The sequence below is a fragment of the Streptodolium elevatio genome (assembly GCF_040649515.1).
Taxonomy (GTDB): Bacteria; Actinomycetota; Actinomycetes; order Streptomycetales; family Streptomycetaceae; genus Yinghuangia; species Yinghuangia elevatio.
This window is the reverse complement of the sequence record NZ_JBEZFP010000140.1, coordinates 1-23,264: the sequence shown is the minus strand read 5'-3', so window position 1 is coordinate 23,264 and position 23,264 is coordinate 1. Positions and strand designations below refer to the sequence as shown.

Sequence of the window (23,264 nt, the reverse complement as noted above, 5' to 3'; positions counted from 1 at the left end):
GCGTCGGGCCCTCGGCGGCGAAGCGCGCCAACTCCTCGTTGACCGCGGCGTCCACCGCCTCGACCTCCGCGTCACCGGACGCCTTCACGTCCATCCAGGATCCGCGAAGGGGGCAGACATGCCAGAGAAACGCCCACGCGGCTACCAGCCCCAGTGGCAGCCGTCACCGGCGCGGACACCGTCCGCAAACTCGCCGAGGCACTCGACGCGAAGGGCGTGCACCTGGTCTTCGCCCGCGTACGCACCCGGGTGCGTGAACTCGCCGACGCCACCGGCCTGAGCGACGCGATCGGCCCGAACGGCTACCACCTGCGCGTGGAGACCGCCGTCCGGGAAGCCGACAGCCGTGCGGGGCCGCCCCGGCCGCCAGGCGACCCCCAGGCGACCCCCAGGCGGGCCGCCGGCCGCGGGCCGGCCGGCGCGATAGCCCGAACGAGCGAGTTCACCGGGAACCGGACACGGTTACCCGGCGAACGGCCGCTCCTGACGGACGATCAGTGACCGGGCGGTGTCCCACACGGGAAGGCGGTGCCGACCATGGCGGCAGTGGAAGCGGCGGCGGTCGAGCGGATGACCTCCGCGCTGTTCATCGAGAAGTCCTGGCGCAGCGCGAGCGCGACCCGGTTCTGGGGCCTGCTGGTCCTGGCTGCCGTCATCGCGTCGGCGGGTGTGGTCGCCGACTCCACCGCGACGGTCATCGGCGCGATGATCGTCGCGCCGCTGATGACGCCGATCCTCGGCAGCGCCTTGGCGGTCGTGCTGGCCGACCGCCGCCACCTGGTACGCAGTGCCCTGCTCGTCCTCGGCGGAGCGCTCCTGGTCGTCGCGGTCGGCTTCCTCATGGGCTGGATCAGCGCGCCCCCCGACGACTTCGCGAGCAACAGCCAGGTCGCCTCGCGCATCAGCCCGCGCCTGATCGACCTGTGCGCCGCGTTGGCCACCGGCACCGTCGGCGCGTTCGCCCTGGTGCGCTCCGACATCTCCGACACCCTGCCCGGCGTCGCCATCGCCATCTCCCTGGTCCCGCCGCTGGCGGTGACCGGCCTGCTGCTGAGGGTGGGGCGCTACCACGACGCCGGGGAAGCGGCGCTGCTGTTCGCGACCAATGTGGCTGCGATCGTCGCCACCGGGACCACGGTGTTCCTCTTCTACGGGGTCCGCCTGGCCGCGCGGACGGCGGGCATCCCGGTCGGCGACCTGCACGGGCGCACGCTTGCTGCCGTGTGCGCGATCCTCCTGCTGGTCGCCGTTCCGCTCACCACCGGCACGATCGCGGTGACACGCGACCGCCAACTCGCCGACGACGCCACCTCGATCGCGAAGCAGTGGGCGGCAGTGGAGGGCTGGGACATTGCCACCGTCGACGCCCGGGGCGGCCGCGTGGTCGTCACCGCCGTGGGCATTCCCCCCGTCCCAGCCCCCACAGCCCTGCGTGCCGCCCTCGACGACCACGGCATGGCAGACGCCGACCTGGAGATCCACCTCATCGGCGGCGCGACCCGGCACTGCCCGGCGCACAGCACCCAGTGCACGTGACGCTGACTCCGTCCAACCGGTGGTCGTCCGATGCGCTTACGGCGCGCCCGTCCCGGCGTAGCGCCCGACCCACCTGTCCCGGAACCGTGGCTCGTACGTGATCGCAGGCCGTGCGTCGGTCGACGGAATCGTGGCTTTTGCATCGCCCGTGGCGAGGCTCCGACAGGTGTAGTCAGCTGTGTCTGAGGACAGTGCCGAACACCGTGTGGCGGCGTCCCGGAGGGCTTCGCCTGTCCGGGGCCGCGCCGTCTTGGACTGCGCTTCCGCTCCAGTTGGCAGACGGGGCAGACGTCGGCACCGGGGCAGTGTGCGCCTCCGTGAAAAATCTGACAAATAGTGCGAATCTGCCTCCATGACTTCGATGCCCAAGCCAGTGCACGCCGCCGTCGCCCAGCAACAGGCGGACTTGCGCAACCGCCTGCCGTTCTCTGACACCCGGGACTTCGAGGACGCGAAGCGCGGCCTGGTCGCGCGCCGTGAGCCGAACGCGGTCACGGCCGAGGACGGCACTGTGCTGTGGGACAACGACACGTACGCCTTCCTCGAAGGCGACGCCCCGGCTACGGTGAATCCGAGCTTGTGGCGCCAGTCGCAATTGGTGGCCGAGCAGGGGCTGTTCGAGGTCGTCGAGGGCATCTACCAGGTGCGCGGGTTCGACTTGTCGAACGTCACCTTCGTCGAGGGGACCGGCGGTGTCGTCGTGATCGACCCGCTGCTTTCCAAGGAGACCGCCGCGGCGGCGATCGCGCTGTACCGGGAGCACCGCGGCGACCGACCGGTCACCGGCGTTGTCTACACCCACTCGCACGTCGACCACTTCGGCGGTGTCAAGGGCGTCACCACCCAGGAGGACGTCGACGCCGGCCGGGTACCGGTGCTCGCGCCGACAGGCTTCCTCGAGCACGCCGTGTCGGAGAACGTCTACGCGGGCACCGCCATGGGGCGGCGCGCCGCCTACATGTACGGCGCCGCGCTGGCCCGCGGCCCGCAGGGGCAGGTCGGCGCCGGTCTCGGCCAGACGACCTCCACTGGCGAGATCACCCTCATCCCGCCGACCGTGACCATTGCCGAGACCGGGCACGAAGAGGTCGTCGACGGGGTGCGCATGGTCTTCCAGATGGCCCCGGACACCGAGGCGCCGTCCGAGATGCTCATCTACTTCCCCGACTTCAAAGCGTTGTGCGCGGCCGAGGACGCCACCCACAACCTGCATAACCTGCTCACCCTGCGCGGTGCGGTGGTCCGCGACCCGCACTCGTGGGCGCGCTACCTCACCGAGGCGATCGACCTGTTCGGCGACAAGACCGACGTCGTGTTCGCCTCGCATCACTGGCCGACCTGGGGCCAAGAGCGCGCCGTGCAGTTCCTGGGCGTCCAGCGGGACCTGTACGCATACCTGCACGACCAGACGCTGCGCCTGATCAACAAGGGCTGGACCGGCACCGAGATCGCCGAACACCTACAGCTGCCTCCGGCGCTGGAGAACGCCTGGAGCACGCACGGGTACTACGGCTCGGTGAGCCACAACCTCAAGGCCATCTACCAGCGCTACATGGGCTGGTTCGACGGCAACCCCGCCCACCTGTGGCAGCACACCCCCGTCGAGGCCGCCAAGCGCTATGTCGAGTTCATGGGCGGCGCCGACGCCGTCGTCGACAAGGCCCGCGGCTCCTTCGACGCCGGCGACTACCGCTGGGCCGCCGAGGTGCTGGGCCACGTCGTGTTCGCCGAACCGGACCACCCCGCCGCGCGCGAACTACTCGCCGACACCTACGAACAGCTCGGCTACGGCGCGGAGAACGGCACCTGGCGCAACTTCTACCTGTCCGGCGCCACCGAACTGCGGGACGGGCAGTTCGGCACCCCTACGGTTGCCGCCTCGGCGGACATGATCGCAAACCTGTCGCCGGAGATGCTCTTCGACGCCATCGCCATCCAGGTCGACGGCCCCAAGGCGTGGAACGAGAACCTCAGCATCGACGTCGTCCTCACCGACACCGGAGACCGCTACCGGCTCCGCCTCGCCAACGGCGCACTCACCTACAGCGCCGCCGAGCAGAGGGGCGAGGCCGACGTCACCCTGAGCACCTCCTCCAAAGCCCTGCCCGCCCTCGCGCTCGGCAAGCTGACGCCGGACGGGCTTGCTGGCGCCGGCATCCAGGTCAACGGCGACGCGTCCGTCCTCGCCATCCTCGCCTCCGTACTCGACCCGGGCGACCAGGACTTCGCGATCGTCACCCCGTAGCCCGACAGCCAGGGCCCACACCTCCCCGGCGCCTGCCCCGCAGCAGCCCCAGACACGACACCGAGGCGCTGGCCAACCCGGACGCCTCGCTGGCCGCGCTGCTCACCGAGGCGGACGTCATGCCGCCCGGCTGGGCCGACATCTTCGCCGCCGTGCCGCGCGCGGTGTTCGTGCCCGATCTGGTCTGGGCTCACGACAACGCCACCGGCGCCTACACCGCCCTGGACCGCAGCAGCGACCCGGACGCGTGGACAGCCGCTGTGTACGGCAACACCGCGCTGGTGACCCAGTGGGACGACGGCGACCACACCGGCACCGACCGCGGCACCGTGGCGTCGTCGTCGGCGTCGATGCCGTCCGTGGTCGCGGACATGCTCTACGACCTGGCCGTGGACGACGGCGACCGCGTCCTGGACGTCGGCACCGGCACCGGCTGGACCGCCGCCCTCCTCGCCGCCCGCCTCGGTGTTGACCAGGTCGTCACCGTCGAAGTCGACCCCGACCTCGCCGAGCAGGCCCGCACCAACCTCGCCCAAGCGGGCCTCCCTGTCCCGGTGGTGACCGGCGACGGCGCCGCAGGCTGGCCCGACGGCGCTCCGTACGACCTGGTGCACGTCACCGCCGGCACCCGCCGCCCGCCACACCCCGTGGCACGAAAGCCCGGACCGGCCTGTCCCGACCGCGCTGTGACCATGACGGCCAGGCGTGACGACTTCGCGAATGCGTCGGTGCTCGGGGCCGTCATGGGGCAGCACACGGCATAGCCGGTGGTCGGCCCTGCTCAGACCAGGGTGCGGAGTTCCTCGTGGAATGCGTCCGTGGCGGTGCCGGGGTGGGAGCGGCGGAGTTGGCCGTCGAGTTGCCGGGCGCGTCGGAGAACCGCATGCGGCGGGCGGCCGGCGGGCAGGGCGGTGCGGGCGGTGGCGACGGCGGTGTCGGGTTCGCCGAGGGCGGCGTGGGCGAGTGCGGCGTCGAGGCGGGAGATGGCCAAGCGGGTGGGTGCGGCCTGCGGGTCGGGGAGGGCGGCGTAGGCGGTGGCGGCGGCCAGGGCGGTGTCGCGGGCTTTGGCGTGCTGGCCGAGCCAGCGGTGGCTGCGGCGTGGTCGCCGGTCCCGGCGGTGTCCCACCGGCCGGGCGGCCGGGCATGCGTGGCGGCGTTCCCGAACCCCGGAGCCCCAGCGATCATCCGGAACACGCAGGGGCAATGCCAGAGTCCCCACCCGCCGTGCCCCCCCGGTACGTTGACGGGCGTTCAGCACAGCCGGAAGGGGCCCTATGAGTACACCGATCCGCGTCGTCCCCTCCCCTTCGGTGGACTACGAGATGACCGCTGAAGCGCTGGCCGCATTGGGACTCGGTCGGCATGACCACCCTGTTGAGCAGGCCCCGAACGAAGCGATCTGGTTGACGCCCGATGCCGGGACAGTAGTCCGCTGGGTGCAAGAAGACCTGATCGATGTCCGTTACGTTGCTGTGCTCGGGGCCGATGCGGTGGCTCTGGCTGAGCGCATACGCACCGCGATACCGACGGACGACATCGCGCGGCTACGGGCACGGGCCATGGCGGATCGGGAACCCGACGTCCTGATTGACGTCCTCTACCGCACCGCTGTTGTCGCGTGGTCTGGCTACGACACCGAGGCGTTCGCCCTCTTGCGCTGGGGTCTCCACGACCCGGACCCGCTGATCCGACGGGTTGCGCTGCTGGCCGTATCTATCACCGGCTGGAACGAGTTTGCGGGGCTACTGGACGAAGTCAGCGCCGCTGACCCCGACGATGACGTCCGCGACCAGGCAGCACGCGTACGCGAGCTCGTGCTCAGCGGAACTTGAGCGTCGCACGATCTCGCCGCCCCGTGATCGCGAAACCAGCGCGAAACGCCGCCCTGCCGAAGTGCGCACCGCCCACCGCATCGCGTTCGCCGCAGCTGCTGACCGCGCGCACCTGGTCGAGGCGATCACCGCCGAGTCCGAGCACCTGGTGTTCGGCGAACAGCCGCGTCTGGCGCCGATGGTGACGATCGTGCTGGTCCCGGCATCGCCGGGCGTGCAGCGCCTGACACCCGAACTGTTCGGGCGACTGCGCGCCGCCGTGGACGAGCAGCCCATGCTCGGCTGGACGAGTCGCCTGTTCCAGCACGTCCGCCTGGGCGGGCCGGGCCTGGTGCTGTTGAGTACCGACCTTCAGCAACCCGAGATCCAGGCCGTACTGCACGCCGACGGCACCGGGGCGTGGACACGCACTCTGAAAGCGATGGAATCCCACACCGGCGACGGCACGTTGGGCATCGACGCCGACGAACTGGTCCACACCGTGCTGTCCGCGCTCTTCCACCTGGGGCGACACGCCGCCGCACAGGGAGCATCCGGGACCGCACACGTCCGGGTCACCCTCACGGCGGCCACCGCGGCAAGCGTGGGTCGCGACGCCGTCACGCTCATGCGGCAAAGCATGCTGGGCAGCGGCTTCGACATCCACCATCCCATCGCGACGGTGTCCCGGCGTCGGGCCCACGGCCAGGGCTACGCCCTGGTCGGCGATCTCGCCGATGGCACCGCGGCGATGGTCGCGGCGGCCGCGCTGATGCTCGCGGACCTGGTGCAGCACTTCGGGCTGGTGGAAGCGGAACAGGTCACGCTCGACGGCGGCCTGCGCGCGAGCGCCTGGGGCGGGCGGCCACGCGAACCGGTCCTGAAGTGGGCGGCACAGGAGGGCCTCGACGTTGGTGTTTGACAGTTGATCGCATTCCGCGCTTTAGCTTTCAGATTGGGCCGACCGAACGTGTCGGCAGCCCGCCGCGCGCGGTGCCCGGGCGGTGGCCAGCGGTGGCCAGCGGTGGCCATCCGCAGCTGGTGACGGGCGTGTGCTGTCCTGGATCTTCGCGAGGGGCAGCGCGGACGTTGGGTGCGGTCGCGCCCGAAGGTGGGGGCGCCGGTGGTGTCGGAGTGGCGGTTGGTCGAGTCCTTGCCCAATCCGTGGGGGAAGATCCCGTTGACGGGCGGCGGGCTCAACCCGTCCCCGAAGGTCGCGGAGTACATGCGGCGGGTGGTGGGCAAGGCCGCCGAGCGTGACTGCGTCTCGCGGCGGCACCACTACGTGCCCCAGTGTTACTTGCGGGCTTGGAGCCCGGACGGGCGGCGGGTGCGAGCGCTGGACACCAGGAACGGCATCGACAAGCTGCGCGGCTTGCGGGACACCTGCGTGGAGGAGAACTTCTATCGCATCGACCACGGGGGCGGGCCGCACAACCAGGCCGAGGCCATGTTCGCGGTGATCGACGACGAGACCGCCCGGCTTCTGCGGACGCTTCACGCGTGGCAGCCGGGTGACGACTTCGACTTCGAGGACTTCATGTCGCTCGCGATGGTCCTCGCGTTCCAGGCGAACCGCACCCCGCAGGTCAAACGCATCATGGCCGCCACGGACCGGTGGTTGCGCACCCGCGCGAACCAGGCCACGTTCGTCACCACTACGACTGGCTTCGTCATGCTCGTGTTCGAGGCCGCGTTCCGCGCGGCGGACGAGTACTCCGCGCGTCAACTGGAACTGTGGGACGACCCGCGGGGCGGGTTCATCACCTGCGACCAGCCGGTGCAACTGTCGGTGGACCGCCCCGGCCACTCGCCGTCGATGCCCACCAGCGCCCGCGTCTACTGGCCGATCAGCCCACGGCGCGCCGTCGTCCTGACGCGCAACCTCAGCGTGCACAAGGTCGTTCACCGGATCGTCGACCGCAAGTGCGTCGACGATCTCCGCAGCGCCTACATCCGTGGCGCTGAGTCCGTGCTGATCGCACTGCCGCACGACGCGGCCCTGCCATCGGGGAAGAAACTGCCGCGCCGCCCGCAGCTGCAGATCGACTGCCAGCCGATCGCCGGCGGGGACCGCACCTGTCGGGTGCGGTTCGGGCGCGGGTACGCAAGCACGGACATTGACCGGGCCTGCCCCACGCTGTGCGCCATGGCGCGAACGTAGGGGCGCGGCGAAGACATGGCGAGGAGCGTCCTGAGTTGGCTCATGAGCAGGCAGCCAGGACGTCGTCCCATACCTGCCCGTTGTTCGCCCAGATCGACAGCCAGCGGCGCAACGGCATGGCGTGGCGCAGCCCGTCGTGGGGGTTCTGCCCCCAGGGGGCCTCCCATCCGTCGGCGTCGTAGAGCAGGACGGGGTTGCCGACCGCGGTGAGCGAAAGGTGCCACTCCATCGAGCAGCCACCAAAGGCCAGAAGCAGCCACGACCGCGGCGGGGCCCCGTACCGGTGCGTGCGGTCCGTGTGGACGCTCGGCCAGTCGGTCAGATCCCCGGGCATGCGCTGGCCCCGGCGCAGCGACACCAGCCCGAAATCGGGCCCGAAGCCGCCGTCGCCGATCTCGGTGTAGACGCGGCGCAGCAGGTCCGGCAACGCATATCCGATCCGGCGCTCGGCTGCCTCGACGTCGGCTGCCGACGCCGGCGGGAACACCGGTCCGCGCTCGGCGCCGGCGAAGTACGCAGCCACTTCCTCGGCCTGCGCCGGGAGTTCGACACCGGTTCCGTCGGCATAGCGCGGCACCGTCCGACACCACTGCGCGACCCGCTCCGGACCGTAATGTTCGGCGATCCACGCGGTCGGGATCCACACCTGGTCGTGGCGCTGCCCGGGATTCCACGCACGCGCTGCCAGCTTCGCCAGCAGCACGTCGTCGTCGGTCTCGTCCTCGACCGGGGACGGCAGGCGTATGGGGCCTGGCACGTCGTCGGGCGTCCCGACAAACGTCTGCGTGCGGATGCTCACGGCGCCGGATCGTACGGGCGTGCACCGACAGCGGTGTCCTCATACACAGGCACGCCGCTGCGATCGAAGATCCTCCGAGGCCGTGCTCCTTCGGCTCGGTAGATTCCGCAGATGGGCACCGAGAGCGCGTATCTGAGCAAGAGCGAGGCATCAGCGCGGATGGGTACCGCGGCCGAGTACTTGGTGGCAGCGGTGTGCATCCTCGCCACGGCTGGCGAACTGAACGTGTCGACGTCACTGGTCGATGACGAGGGTGTGGATCTGGTCTTCCACCGGAGGGGAAGCACCGCCACGCTTGCGGTCCAAGTCAAGGCCCGCATGTCGACGGGAAAGCACTTCCAAGACGGCAGGATCCTGACCGACGTGAGCGTGAAGACGTTCCGACCGCGTCCCGGACTGGACATCCTCGTCGTTGCGGTGGATGTAGAGCGCGGGGCCATCGATACGGCCTGGCTTGTGCCGAGTCCCGTTTTTGCAGAGATGGTTGCCATCCCAACGCCCAGGGGAAGCTGCGGTTTTCAGCGTCTATGAAGGATGCGTCGCATGATCGATGGACACCGTTCAGGCTGTCCGCTGCACAGCTGTCACAACGCGTCTTGCAGCGCCTGCATGAGTTGGAGGCTCCCAATCCGTGAGGGCGTACCGGAGCGCAGCCGGTGTCGGAGAGGGGTACGGCCCCGTGTGGCCGGCGTTCTGCCACGCCTTGATGGTCTGGGTGAGCAGGCCCAGGGTGGGGACCACGATCAGCACGCGCCCGTGGGGCACCAGCCGCTTCGCGGCGGTGGCGCCGATGACGGACTTGCCGGTGCCGCATGCGCCGTAAACCTGTGCACGAAATCCGGCGGAAGCGTTTTCCGAGTGGGCGCCGAGTCCGCGGACGATGGCGTCACCGCCTCGAGCTGTTGGTTCCGCAGTCTCGCGCACCCGTTCTCGCCGTCGTGCCGCTGCCCCGAACGGGGCGTCGTGGCCGACTGTTTGTCCGTAGCCGTAGCCGTAGCCGTAGCCGTAGCCGTAGCAGTTGTCGCCGTGGGTCAGTGTGGGGTGGTCCAGGTGCGGAGTTGGCGGGCGATCTGTTGGACGCCGAGGGTGCCGTGGGCGGTGTCGCGGACGAGGGCGACGGCGTGTTTGGGCGGGTAGTCGAGGTGGTGTCCGTAGAGGGCGAGGAAGGCTTCGGCGGCGTGCCAGGAGAACGCTTCGTTGGAGTGTTCCAGGCAGGGCAGCCGGACCAGGGTGTGCAGGAGGGCGGCGGCTTTGAGGTGGTCGGACCCGTACACGTCGTGGTCCATGGCGTGGGCGTGGACGCGGGCCACGGCGGCGTAGAGCGGGCCGAGGTCGTCGACCTGCGGGTCGCCGGGCAGCAGTTCCGCGGCGTGCAGGAGGAACGCGACGTCCAGGTGCGGGGGGTGCGCCTCGTTCACGCGGCGTGGCCCTCGCCGTGGCGGGCGAGTTCGCGCCGCGCGTCGGCTTCGGCCGTGCGCTGCTCCATGGTGGGGTCGGTGTCGCCGGGTTCGCGGGTGAACGCGTCGCCGCTGCGGGCCTGGGAGGCGCGGAACGCGTCGAGGAAGCGTCCTTCCAGCGCGGTCGCGCGGGCGTACGCGGCGCCGAGGATGTACTCCTGCATGCTCACACCCTCGGCCTTGGCCGCGGCGGCGATCGCGGCGCGCTGACCGGGGTCGGGGAACCGGAGGTTGATGGCTTTCGGCTCACTCATGGCCCCAACGGTACTAGCAGGGCCACCCTGCGGGCTAGGCGCCCTGCGTCAGTACGCGTGCGCCCTGCCGGACCGGTTCAGCGGGTTTTGAACTCGACTTTTCCTGCGCTCATGAGGAAGTTGCCGTTGGTGTAGAGCATGGGGCGTGCTTCGACATGGCTGCCGCTGTACCGCTCGACGTGGCGGATGTCGACGCCGCCGCGGACGGTGAAGTCGATCAGGGCGATCGCCACCCAGTATGAGAGGTTGCGGTTGTTGAACAGAGGAGCGGTGACCGAGGAGCCGTGTCCGTCGGAGACAACGGCGCGCGCGCCGTAGGACTTGAAGGATCCGGTGCCGTTCTCCACGGCGCTGTAGGCGCAGATCAACACATAGCCCTGCTGGTTGGGGCGTGCGATCGTGATGGTCTCCCGCCCCGGCACGGTGGAGTCCCCGTCGAGGGCGATGAACGGCGCCGCGGTCAGGGATCCGCCGTCGCGGTAGTACACCGCCAGATCGGGCGTCTGCGGCCTGGTCCCGCGGGGCGTCACCATGCTGCGGGGGACGTACAGGGCGTACAGGTCCAGGTCCGCACCCGCGCTGCGGCGGGCGTCGCTGCCACCGTCCCATTCCAGCACCGCGGTGATGACCGCGGCTGGGTTCTCCTTGTGAAGGCTGATCGTCGCCTGCCCGCCCTTGGACAGGAGCACCGGGCCGAGCGGCGACACCAGGGCGGGGGATCCGGCGATCGGCGCCGCGACGGTCGGGGCGGTCTCGCGAACGACGGCGGGCTCTGCGGGAAGCTCGGGGTCGTCGACGTCCACGCCGAAGTCCGTCGCCAGGCCGGCCAGTCCGCTGGCCCAGCCCTGTCCGACCGCGCGCACCTTCCACGCACCCGCACGCCGGTAGACCTCCATCACCACGGCGACTGTCTCGCGATCCACGAACGCCGGCGCCGCGAAGGTGACGCGGACGGCCCCGCTCTCCAGGACTGCGCCAGGCGTCGTGACGGCGTCGAAGTGCTCGGCCGGCGTGTCCGGGTCGATGCTCGCCACCACCGCGATCCGCTCCACGTCAGCCGGCAACGACGGCAGATCGATCTGCACAGTCCGGCCGGCAACAGCTACACCATCGTGCCGCGGATGGTTGTAGAAGACGAGATCCTCGTCGCTGCGGACCTTCCCGTCACGACCCAGCAGCACCGCCGACACGTCAATCGGAGCATCACGAGCCCCCACGGTCACCTTGCATGGTTGCGTGGGCACAGGAGCGTTCGCCCCTTTGGAAAGCTGCATGCGGGTCCCCTCCCCGAGGCTCAATTCTGCTGGGAAACCCGCCGTCACGAGGCAGAAACGGAAACGGCGCCAAGACTCTGCGCCGTGAGCGGCGCCGAGGCGCCTTGGTGGAACGGTGAGGCGCGTGGAGAACTTCCGCTATCTCCCTGCCGTGCACCTGCCACCGACTCCGCCCCGGTCCACGTCGGCGGTGACGGCTGCCGCGCCGTGGTACGCAAACAGCCGATCTCGCCTCCCGCACCTGCGCCTGGCAGCACACCAGCCGTCTGACCCCCGACGAAGTCGCCGACGACACCCCCCGGCGTTTCGCCCGTCCGGGCCGTCGCCGACCCCCACGACACCGCCTTCACTGACCGCCACGCCGTTCAGGGGACTTCCGCGCCGGGCCCGCGTGACCGCAACCAGCGACCGAGGCGGGGTCAGGCCACCACGTCGCCCACGTCGCCCTACCTCCTGTCTGCCTCGTCCCTTCCGTGACATGTTTGCGTGTCTGTGTTCTGGACTGTGTACCGCCTGTATTACACTTCCCGGGTCGGTACATTTCCCGGCAGTCTTTGGCTGGTCTCGTGCTGTGGTGGTGGAGGTCTTGGTTGTGGTGAAGCCGTCCGAGCGCGCGGAGCCCCGGTCCTCGTCCGGGTCCGCGGAGTCCGGGGCCCGGAAGGCCCGTCCCGCCCCCGCGGCGTCTCCGTCGGCGATGGGTCCGGTTCCGGGGGTGTTGTTCTCGGACGGATCGGACAGCGCCGCTTCGCCTGCCTCGCCTGCTGCGTCTGCCGGGGACGGCGTCCCGTCCGGGCCCGCGAAGGCCCGGCCTTCAACGGGGGCCGGGAGGCCCGGGGCCCGTACAGCCCGTACAGCCCGCGCCACGACGGAAGGCGACACGCCCGGGAAGCCGCCCGGGCAGTCCGTACCGGTGAAGCCGTCCGAGCGTGCGGAGCCCCGGTCCTCGATTGGGTCGTCGGCTGGGTCCACGAAGTCCGGGGCCCGGAAGGCCCGTTCCACGGCTACCCGTGCCATGCCTGCCGGTACGGCCCCGATCTCTTCGGCCGGGTCTTCGGCTGTGCCGGGAGAGTCCGTTGCCCGGAAGGGCCGTTCCGGTGCTGTGCCGGCTGCCGAGCCCGTCGGGGCTGCCGCGTCCACCGCTTCGGCCGCCGCTCCGATCGCTGCGACGTCTGCCGGCCGCGCTGCCTCGTCCTCCCCGTCGTCGGGTGTCTCTTCGCCTGCCGCTTCGCCTGTCGCCCCGTTGGTGGTTCCTGAGTTTCGTGGTTTGGCCGGGGGGTGGACGCTGCCCGCCGCGACCGACCCGGTGTGGACGGATCCGGAGGTCCCGCCCTATGAGGCTTTGGAAGTCCTCGCCGCCGCCGCGCGGCCCCTGATTGCTCCGCCGCGGGGCCGGCTGGCCACCACCGCCGGTGCGCCGCTGCGCGAGGCCGTCACCGCCGTCGCGGAGCTGCGGGCATCCGGTACCGACTGGCACGTCCTGCTGTCCTCGCCGCGGTCCGTGTTCGGCGGCCCGCGCCACACCGCCGCCCAGGACCTGTGGGACCTCCTGGAGTTGACCTGGACCCGGTACATCCGGCCCGCACTCCCGGCCCCCGCCGCCCCTGCTGCCGTGCCGGCCCCGGCCCCGGCGCCGGCCGAGCGCGTGGGTACGTCGCGGCCCGGCGCCGCGACGACTCCTGAGGGTCCCGCTTCGGCCCCGACCCCGGCTCCGGCCCGGGCGGCGGGCGTGAAGTCCCGCCGGAAGAGCACCCGTTCGACGTCGGACGCCCCGGCTGCGCCTGTCCCCGCCGATGCCGCCGCCGCGCCTGCTTCGGCTGTTTCGGTGGCGGGGGAGATGTCCGGCTCGGCTCCCGCCGCGTCGGCCGCTGTGCGCGGGCGGGCTTCCGCCGCCACCTCGGCTGCTCCCGCGGGTCCGGCTGCGCCCGGTACCGGCAACCGGGCTCCGGCTGCTGCTGTGCCCAGTACCGCTGCCCCGGCTGCTCCGGCTGCGGCTCCCAGGGGTCCGGGACCTGCTGCTGCATCCGACACCGCCCCGGCCCGTGCGGGTGTGGCGGCCGGTCTGGTCCTCCCGCCGCCCGGGGACGGGTTCTGGGCGGCGGTCCCGGCCCGGTTCCGCAACAACGCGCGCACGGCCGCGCACACCCTGGTCACCCCGCCGCGCGGTCCGCTCGCCGGGCCCGAGGGCCGCCCGCTGCGCGCCGCGGTGACCGCGCTGGCCCGCGGCCGCACGGTGACCGGCACCCACTGGCACGCCCTGCTCACCGCGCCGCGGGAGGCGTTCGGCGGCCCTACCAGCGCCCGCGCCACCGCCCTGTACACCCTCCTCCAGGACACCGCCGAACAGCACCTGCGCCCCGCCCTGACCGGCCAGCAGCCCGGCCAGGACGCGCCCCCGAAGACGCCCGCACACCCGGCCGCCCCCGCTCCCACGCCCGGTCCGGCATCTCCGCCCGCCGCCTCGGCCGCCTCGTCGGTCCCGACATCCGTCGAGGGCCCCGCCGCGCCCGCACCGGCTACGGCCCCGGATCCCATCCCAGCCCCCGCACCGGCTCCGCCGCCGGGGTCGGTGGTTGCGGGTCCGGGCACGCTCCACGAGGCCCGTGCGGAGCTGCCCCGGCTGCTGCGTGCGGCCGAGGCGGGCACGACCACCGCGCTGTCGACGGGCCCGCACCACGCCCACCTCACCAGCCCGAAAACGGCGGCCGCGGCGGGCTGGAACCTCGAGGCCGCACCCGCGCACGGTGTCGCGGACGCCCGCAAGCACCTGGGCCACCTGGTCCAAGAAGCCGCAGCCGGGGCCCCGCAGGTCCTGCGCCGCCACTCCACCCCCGTCGCCGTCCTCCTGCCCACCACCCCGATCCCTGCCAGCCGCGGCACGACACCCGCCACCGACACCGGCGCGGGCACCGGACCTGACTCCGCCGCGCCCGAACCCTCCGCCGCGCCCACCCCGGCGACCGCGGGGACGGCCCCGGCGAAGCCCAAGCGGTCGAAGCCCCCGGCCCACCCCACCTCGCACACAGAACAGTTGCCTGACGGACTCCCGTCCGGCGCCGCCGGGCGTCCCGCCCCCGTCTCCACCGCGCCAGGGATCGCCCCCGCCTCCGGCCCTGCCGGTCTCCTTGAGGAAGCCGCCGCGCCGTACGGTGCGCCCGCAGCGGCCGGTCCTGCTGGTCTCCTCGAGGCCACCGCGTCGCAGGGCACCGCCCCCGCCGCCGATGCGCCCGGCCCGGGCCCGGTTCCGGCGGCCGCGGGCGGTCCTGTGCCGGACCCGACCCGAGTCCCCGAGGCAGCGGTTCCGGCCGCCCCCGCCCTGGCCTCCGCCCCGGCCCTGGTGCCGGGTGTGGTGGTGGCGGGCCCGGGCACCCTGCACGAAGCCCGCGCGGCGCTCCCGCAGCTGGTCCGCGCGGCCGGGGAGGGTACGGCCACGGTGCTGGCCACCCGCGGGGACCGGGCGGTCCTGACCAGCCCCGCCGCCGCCACCGTGCTGGGCTGGGACCTGAACGCCGCCCCCGGGTACTCGACCGTCCAGGGCCGCAAACACCTGGGCGAGCTGATCGCGCACGCCGCGGCCGGCCGCCCGCAGGTCCTGCGCCGCCACAGCACGCCCGTCGCGGTCCTCCTGCCCGCCGGCCCCGACGGCGCCCCCACCCCGGCTCCCGGCACCGCCCCGCCCCCGGCCGTCGAGACCACCTCCGCCGGGCCTGCCCCGGCACCCGCCGCGCCCGCTACCCCGGTTCCCGCCCCGGCCGCCCCTCCGGTTGCCGGTTCCGCCGCTGCGCCCGGCACCGCGGACACCACGACCGCGTCGGCGCCCGCTCCTGCCCTGCCCGCTCCACCCGCCGCCTGGGCCGCGGCGGCCGTCGACGAGAGAACCGCCATCACACCCGCACCCGTACCGGCCCCCGCCGCCACGACCACGACCGCGCTGCCCGCCGCGAACACCACTGCGCCCGCGGCGCCCGCCCCGGCCACTACCGCCCCGGCCACTACCGCCCCGGCACCTGCTCCTCCCACCCCCACCCCCACGGCCCCCGCGGCCGCAGTGCCCGCCGAACGCGCAGACGCGCCGCCGCCCGGCGCCGTCCCGCCCTCCGCCCGCCCTGCTGCCGGGCCCGCCGCACCGGCGGCAACCACCCCGGCACCCCCGGCACCGACAACCCCCCCGACCCCGTCGCTGCGCCCTGCGCCGCGCCGGCTGTCCTCCTTCGCGGACGTCCTGAACACCGTCCTGACCCCGACCGCCGACCCCGCCACCACGCCGAACACCGGTGCCGCGCTGGGCATCCGCACCCTGGACGACCTACTCGGCCCGCTGCAGCCCGGCCGCCTCTACCTCGTGACCGCCGCCCCCGGCGTCGGCGGCAGCCTCCTGGCCACCGCCGCAGCCCGCACCACCGCCCTCGACCGGAACCTGCCCGTCCTGTACGCCGCGTCCGGCCTGACCGCCGCCGACGTCACCGCCCGGATCGTCGCCGCGCACCTCCCGGTCGACTACCGCCGCCTGCGCGCCGGCCGCCTCACCGACGCCGAACGCGACGACGCCCGGATCCTGTACGGCCACCTCGCCGCCGCCCCGCTCTTCCTGGACGACGGCGCCGGCCTGACCGCGGACGCAATCGACGCGACCGCCGCCGAACTGCCAGACCTGGCGCTGGTGGTGGTCGACCGCCTCCAAACCGCTCCGGACCCGCGTCTGCCGCTGTCCGGCCCCACGCAGGTCGCCGACGCCGCTCAGGCCCTCACGCACCTCGCCCGCACCCGCCACGTGCCAGTCCTCGCCGTCCTGGACAGCCCGCCCCCCGCTACGCCCAGCCCCGCCGGCGGGCAGGCCACAGGCCTGGCGGCGGATGTACAGCTGCTCCTGACCACCGACGGCACCCCGCAACCGACGTGGGTCCACGCCACCGCCACCGAACGCGACCTCGGCACCCTCGGCGAAGCCGTCCTGTACGCCGACCTGGCCCACGCCCGCCTCCTGGACCCACCCGCACGCCCTGCCCCCAACGCCTTCCCCCCGAACCCCAGCACCCCCACACCCACCCCCACCCCCGCCACACCCGGCCACGCGCCCACCCCAGCCCGGACCACGTCCGGCCGCACACCGGTACACACCCCGAACACCCCCGCCGCACCCAGCCCTTCGCCCTCCTCGCCCACTCCCGAAACCGGCACCGCTCCCACCGCTCCCACCGCCCCCGGGGCATGGCCCGAGGTCACCCGCCCCGGAACCGCGCAGCGCCCACCCACCACCCCCGCACCGCCGACCGCACCGCCATCAGCCCCCACCGGGCCCACCACCGACCTCGCCAACCCCGGCCCCGAGGACCCCGAGGAGTACCCAGGGCACACCCTGCAGCCCCCCAACACCCCCAACACCGCGCCCGGTACAGGCCGGGCACCGGACCGGGCCGCGCAGCCCCCCACCAAGACCTCCCCGACACCGCGCCAGGCCCCGTCCCGCCCGGCATCGGCATCGGCATCGGCGCCGGGCACGGGGGAGGGAAAGTACGGCGGCCGGGACTACTCCGACTTCACGAAGATGATCACGCGCGCGGTCGACCGGACCCTCGCCGAACACGACGGCGACGTCGACGCCGCGATCACCGCCCTGGAGAAAAGGGCAATTCCCGACGCGATGGCCCTTTTCGAAGCCACCCGAGTGGGATCGACATACGAGCACACCGCCTTCCCGGAACTCCCCGACATCCTCCGGAAAAAGACCCGCAACGGCGCGGACGAAGTATGGGAGGGCCGCCACAAATGGTCCAACGCCGCCCTCCTCGACGAACTGGAAGCCGGCACCCGCCCCCCGGCCACCGTCGCCGTCCTGGACACCAACGCCGCGTACCTGTCCGCACTCAAGACACACCTGCCCATCGGCAAGCTCATCCACGACCCAGGCGGCGGCTTCAACCCGAAACGCGCAGGCGTCTACCTCCTGAACTCCCGCCCCACATGGGACCATCCGCACCTGCCCGACCCGATCGGAAACCGCCGCGAGAGTGGCCCTGTCATCCTGACCGACCCCACCATCCGGCTCCTGATCCGCTGCGCCACACTCAAACTGTGCGAGGCCCCGGTCATCGCCGAGAACTGGACCTCGGGCGGGACGGAGATCCTGTTCGAAAAATTCCGCCGAGTCCTGACCCTGGCCCGCGAAGACGCCATCCGAGGCGGCGACACAGCCGCCGAAGCCTACATCAAAGCCATGTACGCGAAACTCGTCTCGACCATCGGAGAATCCAGCGCGAACCGCGAAATGCGCCGCTCCGAATACATGCACAGCTTCCGATCACAAGCATTCGCGAACCTCTGGTACAAAGCACACCGCGCCCATACACAAGGACTCACCGTCGTCTCCTTGCGCGGCACCGACGAACTCCACGTCACCGGCGGCGACTGGCGCCAGGTATTCAACGAAGGCCGCCTCACCCAGGAAATGAAACTGAAAGAGCAATACACCCTGCCCCGCAGCGCCGCCTAGAAAAAAGGGATTCCGAGACGATGTCCACGGACGGATGGCGCCGGTTCGGCGCATACGGGGCGGACCGGGATACGGGCAACATCCACGGAGGCACCGCACTCGGCCGCGCCCTCGAGGACGCCCTGGAACGGATGATCACCGAAGGCGGCATCAAGTCCCCGGTCACCACCCGCCGCGGCCTGATGGCCCGCATGCGCTACCTCACCACCCACCAAGGCGGCCCCGCAGCCCTCGCAGAGGCCGGCATCACCGCCACCCCGGCCACACTCCGCACCTGGACCCGCGGCACCCGCCGACCGCTGCCGGCCAACGCCGAAGCCATCGACACCGCCTACTGGAACCTGCGCGCCCGCAACGTCCTGGCCAACCCCGGCGCACTGAAACAGCACCTGAACCGCGGCGGCCGCGGCACCGCGATCGAGATCCACCCGATCAACCAGGACGTGGTGCTGGAGTCCCGCCGCCGCGAGCTGCGGGTGCGCCGCATCCAGGGCCGCTACATCTGGGACGACGCCGTCGACGCCCTCGTCGCCGGCAACACGGCCGCCCTCGCCGACATCTGGGTCGACGCCATCCAAGAACTCGACTCCGACTGGGGCGCCTACACCTACGTCTCCCACATCGGCCTCGGCGCCTGACCCGCCACACCCCAACCCACCCGACCTTGTCCCGGCACACCCCCACACTCACCTACCAACACCCGGGAACAGAACCCCACCAAAGCCGTCAGTCAGCCCCAGCCAACGCCACGAACAGCAGCAACGGCACCAGGAGTTCGCCACCGCCCCGGCCCAGGAAGCCAACGCGCCCCCGGACCGGTGCCCCACCCCCGCCGGGGACCCCACCCTGCGCCGCGAGGACGTTAGAGGACCACCCGCCCGGCGCACACAACGCCTTCACCAGCCCCGTGACGGACGGGCGGCCACACCCCCCTCACCAAGACCACCGCCACGCTCCACCACCGCCACGCTCCACCACCGCCACGACCCACCCCCAGCGAGGCCCCCTCCGACCACGACGAGCAACCGTTGCCCACCCCGGCCCCCCGGACCACCGCCCCCCGGACCACCGCCCCCCGGCCCCGGCCCACCGACCCCCGCCCCGCCGCCGCGCTCCTGATGACCTGCACCCGCCACATCCCCGCACCACGTTGCAGAACAGGCAACCGCCCTCGCCGGACACCGCCCCGAACCCGCTGCCGTCCACACCCGCGTCAGCGCGCCGACACCCCAGCCGCGCACCCGGCACCAGCCAGCCCCGGCCGCCGACGGCGAACGTGTCGTCTCCGGGCCGATCGGACGGGCCGATCTCCGCCAGGCCGCGCCCGACCCCTCACACATGCGAATGCAGTTCGGCCCCAGCCCAGCCCAGCCCAGCCCAGCCCAGCCCAGCCCAGCCCAGCCCAGGCCCCGGGGCAGCGCCGGGTCTGCCCGGGCCGGGCCCGCAGCATCAGGCCCGACCCGGGCAGCGGCACCACCGTCAAGGCCGACCACCCCGAAAACGGGCCGTCACCCCCGACAGCCAACAGCCCAGGTCAGGCCGGGAGCCAGTACCCCTGCGAGGCATTGTTGTTCTTCATCTGCGAGTTGAGGTTGCCGCCCGTTTTCGGCGCAAAGGACTGGCACGCGTACGCGCAGCTCTTGTTCGAGTTGTAGTAAATGGTCACGTTCCAGATCCGGTGAAAGTTGTAGACCGACGCGGCGTTGTTCTTCACCGGCAAGCCCTTCCCATTGCCTATGCCGAACTTCATGTCGGACGTGTAGTTCACAACGTTCTGCGACGCCCCGTAGAACCCGCCCGTCCGGCCGGAGTTGTAGTACAGGCACGTGTCGCCCGTTGCCTCGTCGCAAAAGCTCGGCCCCGCGGCCTGCGCCGGGGGAGCCGCGACGAGGAGAGCACCGAGAGCAGCCGTCGCCGAAGCAGCGGCAAGGGCCGACCTGAAGGTCAGGGCACGCATGTTGCCTCCTAGTGGTGGTTCATGGTGGTCGCCGCGCGGCTGCGCGACGCCTCAGGGCTGCGCCAGCACGGAGTCCGCGAAGCGCAACGTGTTCTCGATCACCGTCTTGTACGCCGCGAGTTCGGCTGCCTTCGCCTCGATGTCACGCTGCTCGTAGGCAGATTCGACGGCGAACCAGGTGCCGACGATGTTGGTCTCCGTCATGCACGAGGTATGCGCGACGGCCGTGGCGATCTCCTCGGGCGTCGCCGTCGGCCGCTGGATCCAGCGGGGATCGGCAGAGGCCTCCATAGGCGTCCCGTACGCGTAGCCCCTGGCCTTCATACATCCCGACCACAACGCGAACGCAGCCTTCATACGCGGGTCCTCCATCGACCGCGCCATGTTGTCAATGTTGATGGCGACAACGGACTCGGCGTCCTGGACAAGGAGTGCGCGCCTGTCGAAGTCCTCGTCCACCTCGGCGTAGCAGCCGCTCTTCCCGTCCTTGCCAAAAAGCGCTTCCTCGGTCGCCTTCGGCAGCCCGGGTGACTCCGGCGCCTGCCCCTGCCCATCCGGACTGTGATAACCGAACTTCGCGGCCACCTCCGGCGGCGTGACATAACGCATCTCGGACTGGGTCTTCCCGGCGTTCGACGAGTGCGGCCCAGCGGCTGCCGGGAAACCGAAGTCGATGCCCTTGCTTCTCATGCACCGCACCACCAGCGCCCTGCGGGCCGCCTGAATCCTCGACACCTGGTCGGGCTGGAGAAGGTAGTCCTCCACGGGCAGCCGTTGCCCGTACATGCCGGCAAGCTCCGGCACCACCGCCACGGCCGGGGGAGGCCCTTGAACCAGCGGGGGAACACTCGGCATTTCCGGCGACGCGTTCACCGACCCGCCGCCCTCTTGCTCTCCGTCGGACGGCGGCGAACACGAGGACACGGCAAATACGGCGCAGCATGCCGCCAAGGCGAGAACCCACACGTTCCCGCGACGACGCGACGAGGCGGGGACGGCGGCACCCGCCGGCGTACGTGCGCGCATCTGTTCCTGCTCCCTGAGTGCGGACGTGCGGACGTGCGCACCGAGGCGGAGAGGTGTCGGCGCGCACCGTGCGATGGGGTGGGAGGAATCAGTCCGAGCGCTGCCACTGCGGGGCCACATGCTCGAAGCAGCAGCAGACCTCGGCGACAGGCCGATTGCACGTGCACTTCTCGGCCCCTTCGGCGTACGCAGCCTCCGTTGCGGCATGCGCGGCCACCGTGGCCGCGCACGCCGACGCGGCAGCGGCCACCATGGGATTGATCGTGCGCAAGCCCTCCCCAGGACAGGTCTGAGCCTTACCGATCTTGGGATGACGCTCGGCCACGGGGCAAGGAACAGCCCCGAAGCGCCGGTTCGGCCGCGTTTTCGTGTGGACCGCCCGCCGGGCCCATCCCGGATCCCGCCGAACGTCTTCTCCCCACCGCCGCGCCCGAGCAGACCCGGAACCGCACCCCCTTCCGCACCCCGCCGCAAAGATCCGTGACGGCCGCCACGACTACGCCGCCACCCCTCCGCTCACACCCCGGCAGACCGCCGAAGCGATGCACACACCCTGGCCGGACGAGCCCGACCGCTCGACGACTTCACCCGCCAGGCGATCCCCGGCTGGCTCGACCACCGGCGCCGCCGCGGCGCCCGTGCGCGCTGACCCCGCTGCCAACGCCGTCGTGCTCGGAACCGGCGCGGCGGGCTGTCGTGGGTCGGGCGTGACGTCGACACCGATGGCCCAGGACAGGGACCGGCGCCGCCGCATTCCGCTCGGTGGTGCCGGCTTCGGCGCATCTGGCCTTCGACCCGCCGGACGGCGCGGCCTCGCAGTCGGAGGCGATTGCGCGCCGCGCTGGCCGCGCAACGTTCGCGGAGGAGCGGCGGGCACCGCAGGCGTGGACCGCGGTGCATGCGGCCGCACTGGAGCTGGTAGTGCTGCTTGCCGGGTGGGACCGCCGGCGGACCTGCTGCTGCAGGCCGCGGCGACCACCTCGACCATGCCCGTGCCACACACGAGACCACAGCCCCTGGGCAGGCGTGGAATCTGCGTGCCCGCAACGTCCTGGCCAACCCTGGGGCGTTGAAGCGGCACCTGAACCGCGGCGGCCGCGGCACGGCGATCGAGATCCACCCGGTCAACCAGGACGTCGTCCTGGAGTCTCGCCGCCGCGAGTTGCGGGTGCGCCGGATCCAGGGACGCTACATCTGGGACGACGCCGTCGATGCCCTGGTGACCGGCAACGCGGCCGCCCTCGCCGGCATCTGGGTCGACGCCATCCAAGAACTCGACTCCGACTGGGGCGCCTACACGAGCGGTGGCACCAGGAGTTCGCCGCCGCCCCGGCCGAGGAAGCCGACGTGGCTCCTGGGCCGGACTTCCAACTCCTCGCCACGGGCCTGCCCATCCTGCGCCGCGAGGACGACCCGCCCCGCGCTTACAACGCCTTCGCCAGCCGCCCCCTCACCAAAGCCGCCGCGACGCTCCACTACCGCCGCCCTCCGCCGACGCCCCCTTCGACCGCGACGAGCAGCCGCTGTCCACCCCGTACCTCGGGACCACCAACCCCCGCCACGTCAACGCACCGCGCTGCAGAGGCACTGCACACAGCAGGCCGCAACGCCGTATACAGGCGCACCGCAGCACCAAAAAGCCCCCGCATTCCAGATTCCAGCACCGGAACACCGCACAACCGGGACGTTCATCCGAATATACCGACAGCCCACCGAAGCACCGAATTTGTCCCCGCACAGACCTTCCTTTTCGCTGCCCATTCCCATTCGGCCGACAACTTAGCCAGATCCGAAATCAAGCCCTTCAAAATAGCGCCGACGCCTACCATCATCGCCCGAATGGTTCAGACCAATATATAACAGTAGAAACGTGACACATCTTGCCTGTGACACACTTTGGCGGTACACTTTAGGTACAGTCTTGCAGCGTGACATACTCGGGGCACACAACACGGGAGCCGCCCAGGCCAGCGAGACCCACGAGAAAGCCCTGACGCCCGCAGCTCGCCAGGCCGACACCCGCAGAAGCCCACTAGGACGCCGAAAATGCCAGCTCAGGCCTCCCAAGGGCCCCCAAGGAGCGCAACAGATGGCGCAGACACGGCCGGAGGCCGGCCCACCTCGCGGGGGCCACCCACCGCAATCAGAAAATGTAACGCAAGGGTACACGCCCTCCGCTCTAGCCAGCTAAAGGCGCGGAGCGCCGTTACAGACTTCTGTCCCCGTAGGGGACAGCGCGTCGTGTCTCCGGAGG

At 71.7% G+C, this 23,264-nt stretch carries 19 protein-coding genes; 10 read left to right on the top strand and 9 right to left on the bottom strand.

What is annotated here, in order from left to right; all coding sequences use genetic code 11:
• Positions 1–153 precede the first annotated feature (153 nt).
• The 4 genes from AB0C36_RS35645 (at position 154) to AB0C36_RS35630 (ending at position 4,545) form a co-directional block, all read left to right on the top strand.
• Complete coding sequence (locus tag AB0C36_RS35645) at positions 154–501, top strand: STAS domain-containing protein (RefSeq protein WP_358362535.1); 348 nt, start codon at positions 154–156, stop codon at positions 499–501.
• A 36-nt stretch (positions 502–537) separates the two neighbouring features.
• Positions 538–1,536: a DUF389 domain-containing protein gene (locus AB0C36_RS35640; protein ID WP_358362533.1), complete on the top strand. Its 999-nt coding sequence runs from the start codon at positions 538–540 to the stop codon at positions 1,534–1,536.
• A gap of 352 nt (positions 1,537–1,888) precedes the next feature.
• Positions 1,889–3,781, top strand: a complete 1,893-nt coding sequence (locus tag AB0C36_RS35635; protein ID WP_435839180.1) for an alkyl/aryl-sulfatase — start codon at positions 1,889–1,891, stop codon at positions 3,779–3,781.
• Between the two features lie 119 nt (positions 3,782–3,900).
• Positions 3,901–4,545 carry a methyltransferase domain-containing protein gene (locus AB0C36_RS35630; protein WP_358362531.1) on the top strand — a complete coding sequence of 215 codons (645 nt, stop codon included), beginning with the start codon at positions 3,901–3,903 and terminating at the stop codon, positions 4,543–4,545.
• A gap of 17 nt (positions 4,546–4,562) precedes the next feature.
• On the opposite strand, the gene AB0C36_RS35625 is transcribed toward AB0C36_RS35630, so the two are convergent.
• The gene (locus AB0C36_RS35625) at positions 4,563–4,907 is read right to left on the bottom strand and encodes a hypothetical protein (RefSeq protein ID WP_358362530.1); all 345 of its coding nucleotides are present in this window, start codon (positions 4,905–4,907) and stop codon (positions 4,563–4,565) included.
• A gap of 148 nt (positions 4,908–5,055) precedes the next feature.
• Between AB0C36_RS35625 and AB0C36_RS35620 the strand changes: the two genes are divergently transcribed.
• From AB0C36_RS35620 to AB0C36_RS35610, 3 genes are all read left to right on the top strand, one after another.
• Entirely contained in the window at positions 5,056–5,613 is a 558-nt protein-coding gene (locus AB0C36_RS35620; RefSeq protein ID WP_358362529.1) for a HEAT repeat domain-containing protein, read from the top strand.
• 61 nt (positions 5,614–5,674) lie between these two features.
• A complete protein-coding gene (locus AB0C36_RS35615) occupies positions 5,675–6,514 on the top strand; it encodes a hypothetical protein (RefSeq protein WP_358362527.1) in 840 nt (279 codons plus the stop codon).
• Positions 6,515–6,715: 201 nt separating this feature from the next.
• A complete protein-coding gene (locus AB0C36_RS35610; RefSeq protein WP_358362525.1) occupies positions 6,716–7,756 on the top strand; it encodes a DUF4238 domain-containing protein in 1,041 nt (346 codons plus the stop codon).
• Between the two features lie 40 nt (positions 7,757–7,796).
• Here AB0C36_RS35610 and AB0C36_RS35605 read toward each other — a convergent pair whose 3' ends face one another.
• Positions 7,797–8,555 carry an SMI1/KNR4 family protein gene (locus AB0C36_RS35605; RefSeq protein ID WP_358362523.1) on the bottom strand — a complete coding sequence of 253 codons (759 nt, stop codon included), beginning with the start codon at positions 8,553–8,555 and terminating at the stop codon, positions 7,797–7,799.
• 111 nt (positions 8,556–8,666) lie between these two features.
• On the opposite strand from AB0C36_RS35605, the gene AB0C36_RS35600 reads away from it, so the two are divergent.
• Positions 8,667–9,086: a hypothetical protein gene (locus AB0C36_RS35600; RefSeq protein ID WP_358362521.1), complete on the top strand. Its 420-nt coding sequence runs from the start codon at positions 8,667–8,669 to the stop codon at positions 9,084–9,086.
• Positions 9,087–9,116: 30 nt separating this feature from the next.
• Here the strand turns inward: AB0C36_RS35600 and AB0C36_RS35595 are convergent, their stop codons facing one another.
• From AB0C36_RS35595 to AB0C36_RS35580, 4 genes are all read right to left on the bottom strand, one after another.
• A complete protein-coding gene (locus AB0C36_RS35595; protein WP_358362519.1) occupies positions 9,117–9,479 on the bottom strand; it encodes a DEAD/DEAH box helicase family protein in 363 nt (120 codons plus the stop codon).
• A 107-nt stretch (positions 9,480–9,586) separates the two neighbouring features.
• The gene (locus tag AB0C36_RS35590; RefSeq protein WP_358362517.1) at positions 9,587–9,973 is read right to left on the bottom strand and encodes a fic family toxin-antitoxin system, toxin component; all 387 of its coding nucleotides are present in this window, start codon (positions 9,971–9,973) and stop codon (positions 9,587–9,589) included.
• Positions 9,970–10,266: a hypothetical protein gene (locus tag AB0C36_RS35585; protein ID WP_358362516.1), complete on the bottom strand. Its 297-nt coding sequence runs from the start codon at positions 10,264–10,266 to the stop codon at positions 9,970–9,972. Before AB0C36_RS35585 ends, AB0C36_RS35590 begins: the two co-directional genes overlap by 4 nt.
• 77 nt (positions 10,267–10,343) lie before the next feature.
• Entirely contained in the window at positions 10,344–11,588 is a 1,245-nt protein-coding gene (locus tag AB0C36_RS35580) for a TerD family protein (RefSeq protein WP_358362514.1), read from the bottom strand.
• A 1,216-nt stretch (positions 11,589–12,804) separates the two neighbouring features.
• On the opposite strand from AB0C36_RS35580, the gene AB0C36_RS35575 reads away from it, so the two are divergent.
• Both AB0C36_RS35575 and AB0C36_RS35570 read left to right on the top strand, forming a co-directional pair.
• Positions 12,805–18,027: a type II toxin-antitoxin system prevent-host-death family antitoxin gene (locus tag AB0C36_RS35575; protein ID WP_358362512.1), complete on the top strand. Its 5,223-nt coding sequence runs from the start codon at positions 12,805–12,807 to the stop codon at positions 18,025–18,027.
• A gap of 20 nt (positions 18,028–18,047) precedes the next feature.
• Positions 18,048–18,665 carry a hypothetical protein gene (locus AB0C36_RS35570; protein ID WP_358362510.1) on the top strand — a complete coding sequence of 206 codons (618 nt, stop codon included), beginning with the start codon at positions 18,048–18,050 and terminating at the stop codon, positions 18,663–18,665.
• Positions 18,666–19,561: 896 nt separating this feature from the next.
• Here AB0C36_RS35570 and AB0C36_RS35565 read toward each other — a convergent pair.
• The 3 genes from AB0C36_RS35565 to AB0C36_RS35555 form a co-directional block, all read right to left on the bottom strand.
• Entirely contained in the window at positions 19,562–19,984 is a 423-nt protein-coding gene (locus AB0C36_RS35565; RefSeq protein WP_358362508.1) for a peptidase inhibitor family I36 protein, read from the bottom strand.
• Between the two features lie 51 nt (positions 19,985–20,035).
• A complete protein-coding gene (locus AB0C36_RS35560) occupies positions 20,036–20,797 on the bottom strand; it encodes a hypothetical protein (RefSeq protein ID WP_358362506.1) in 762 nt (253 codons plus the stop codon).
• 301 nt (positions 20,798–21,098) lie between these two features.
• Complete coding sequence (locus AB0C36_RS35555) at positions 21,099–21,263, bottom strand: hypothetical protein (protein ID WP_358362505.1); 165 nt, start codon at positions 21,261–21,263, stop codon at positions 21,099–21,101.
• Positions 21,264–23,264: the final 2,001 nt, after the last annotated feature.

Excerpts from the sequence above, each read along its gene's own strand:
- AB0C36_RS35565 (WP_358362508.1), bottom strand. The coding sequence starts at position 19,984 with ATGCGTGCCCTGACCTTCAGGTCGGCCCTTGCCGCTGCTTCGGCGACG.
- AB0C36_RS35635 (WP_435839180.1), top strand. The coding sequence starts at position 1,889 with ATGACTTCGATGCCCAAGCCAGTGCACGCCGCCGTCGCCCAGCAACAG.
- AB0C36_RS35555 (WP_358362505.1), bottom strand. The coding sequence starts at position 21,263 with ATGGTGGCCGCTGCCGCGTCGGCGTGCGCGGCCACGGTGGCCGCGCAT.
- AB0C36_RS35620 (WP_358362529.1), top strand. The coding sequence starts at position 5,056 with ATGAGTACACCGATCCGCGTCGTCCCCTCCCCTTCGGTGGACTACGAG.
- AB0C36_RS35630 (WP_358362531.1), top strand. The coding sequence starts at position 3,901 with ATGCCGCCCGGCTGGGCCGACATCTTCGCCGCCGTGCCGCGCGCGGTG.
- AB0C36_RS35570 (WP_358362510.1), top strand. The coding sequence starts at position 18,048 with ATGTCCACGGACGGATGGCGCCGGTTCGGCGCATACGGGGCGGACCGG.
- AB0C36_RS35585 (WP_358362516.1), bottom strand. The coding sequence starts at position 10,266 with ATGAGTGAGCCGAAAGCCATCAACCTCCGGTTCCCCGACCCCGGTCAG.
- AB0C36_RS35600 (WP_358362521.1), top strand. The coding sequence starts at position 8,667 with ATGGGCACCGAGAGCGCGTATCTGAGCAAGAGCGAGGCATCAGCGCGG.
- AB0C36_RS35640 (WP_358362533.1), top strand. The coding sequence starts at position 538 with ATGGCGGCAGTGGAAGCGGCGGCGGTCGAGCGGATGACCTCCGCGCTG.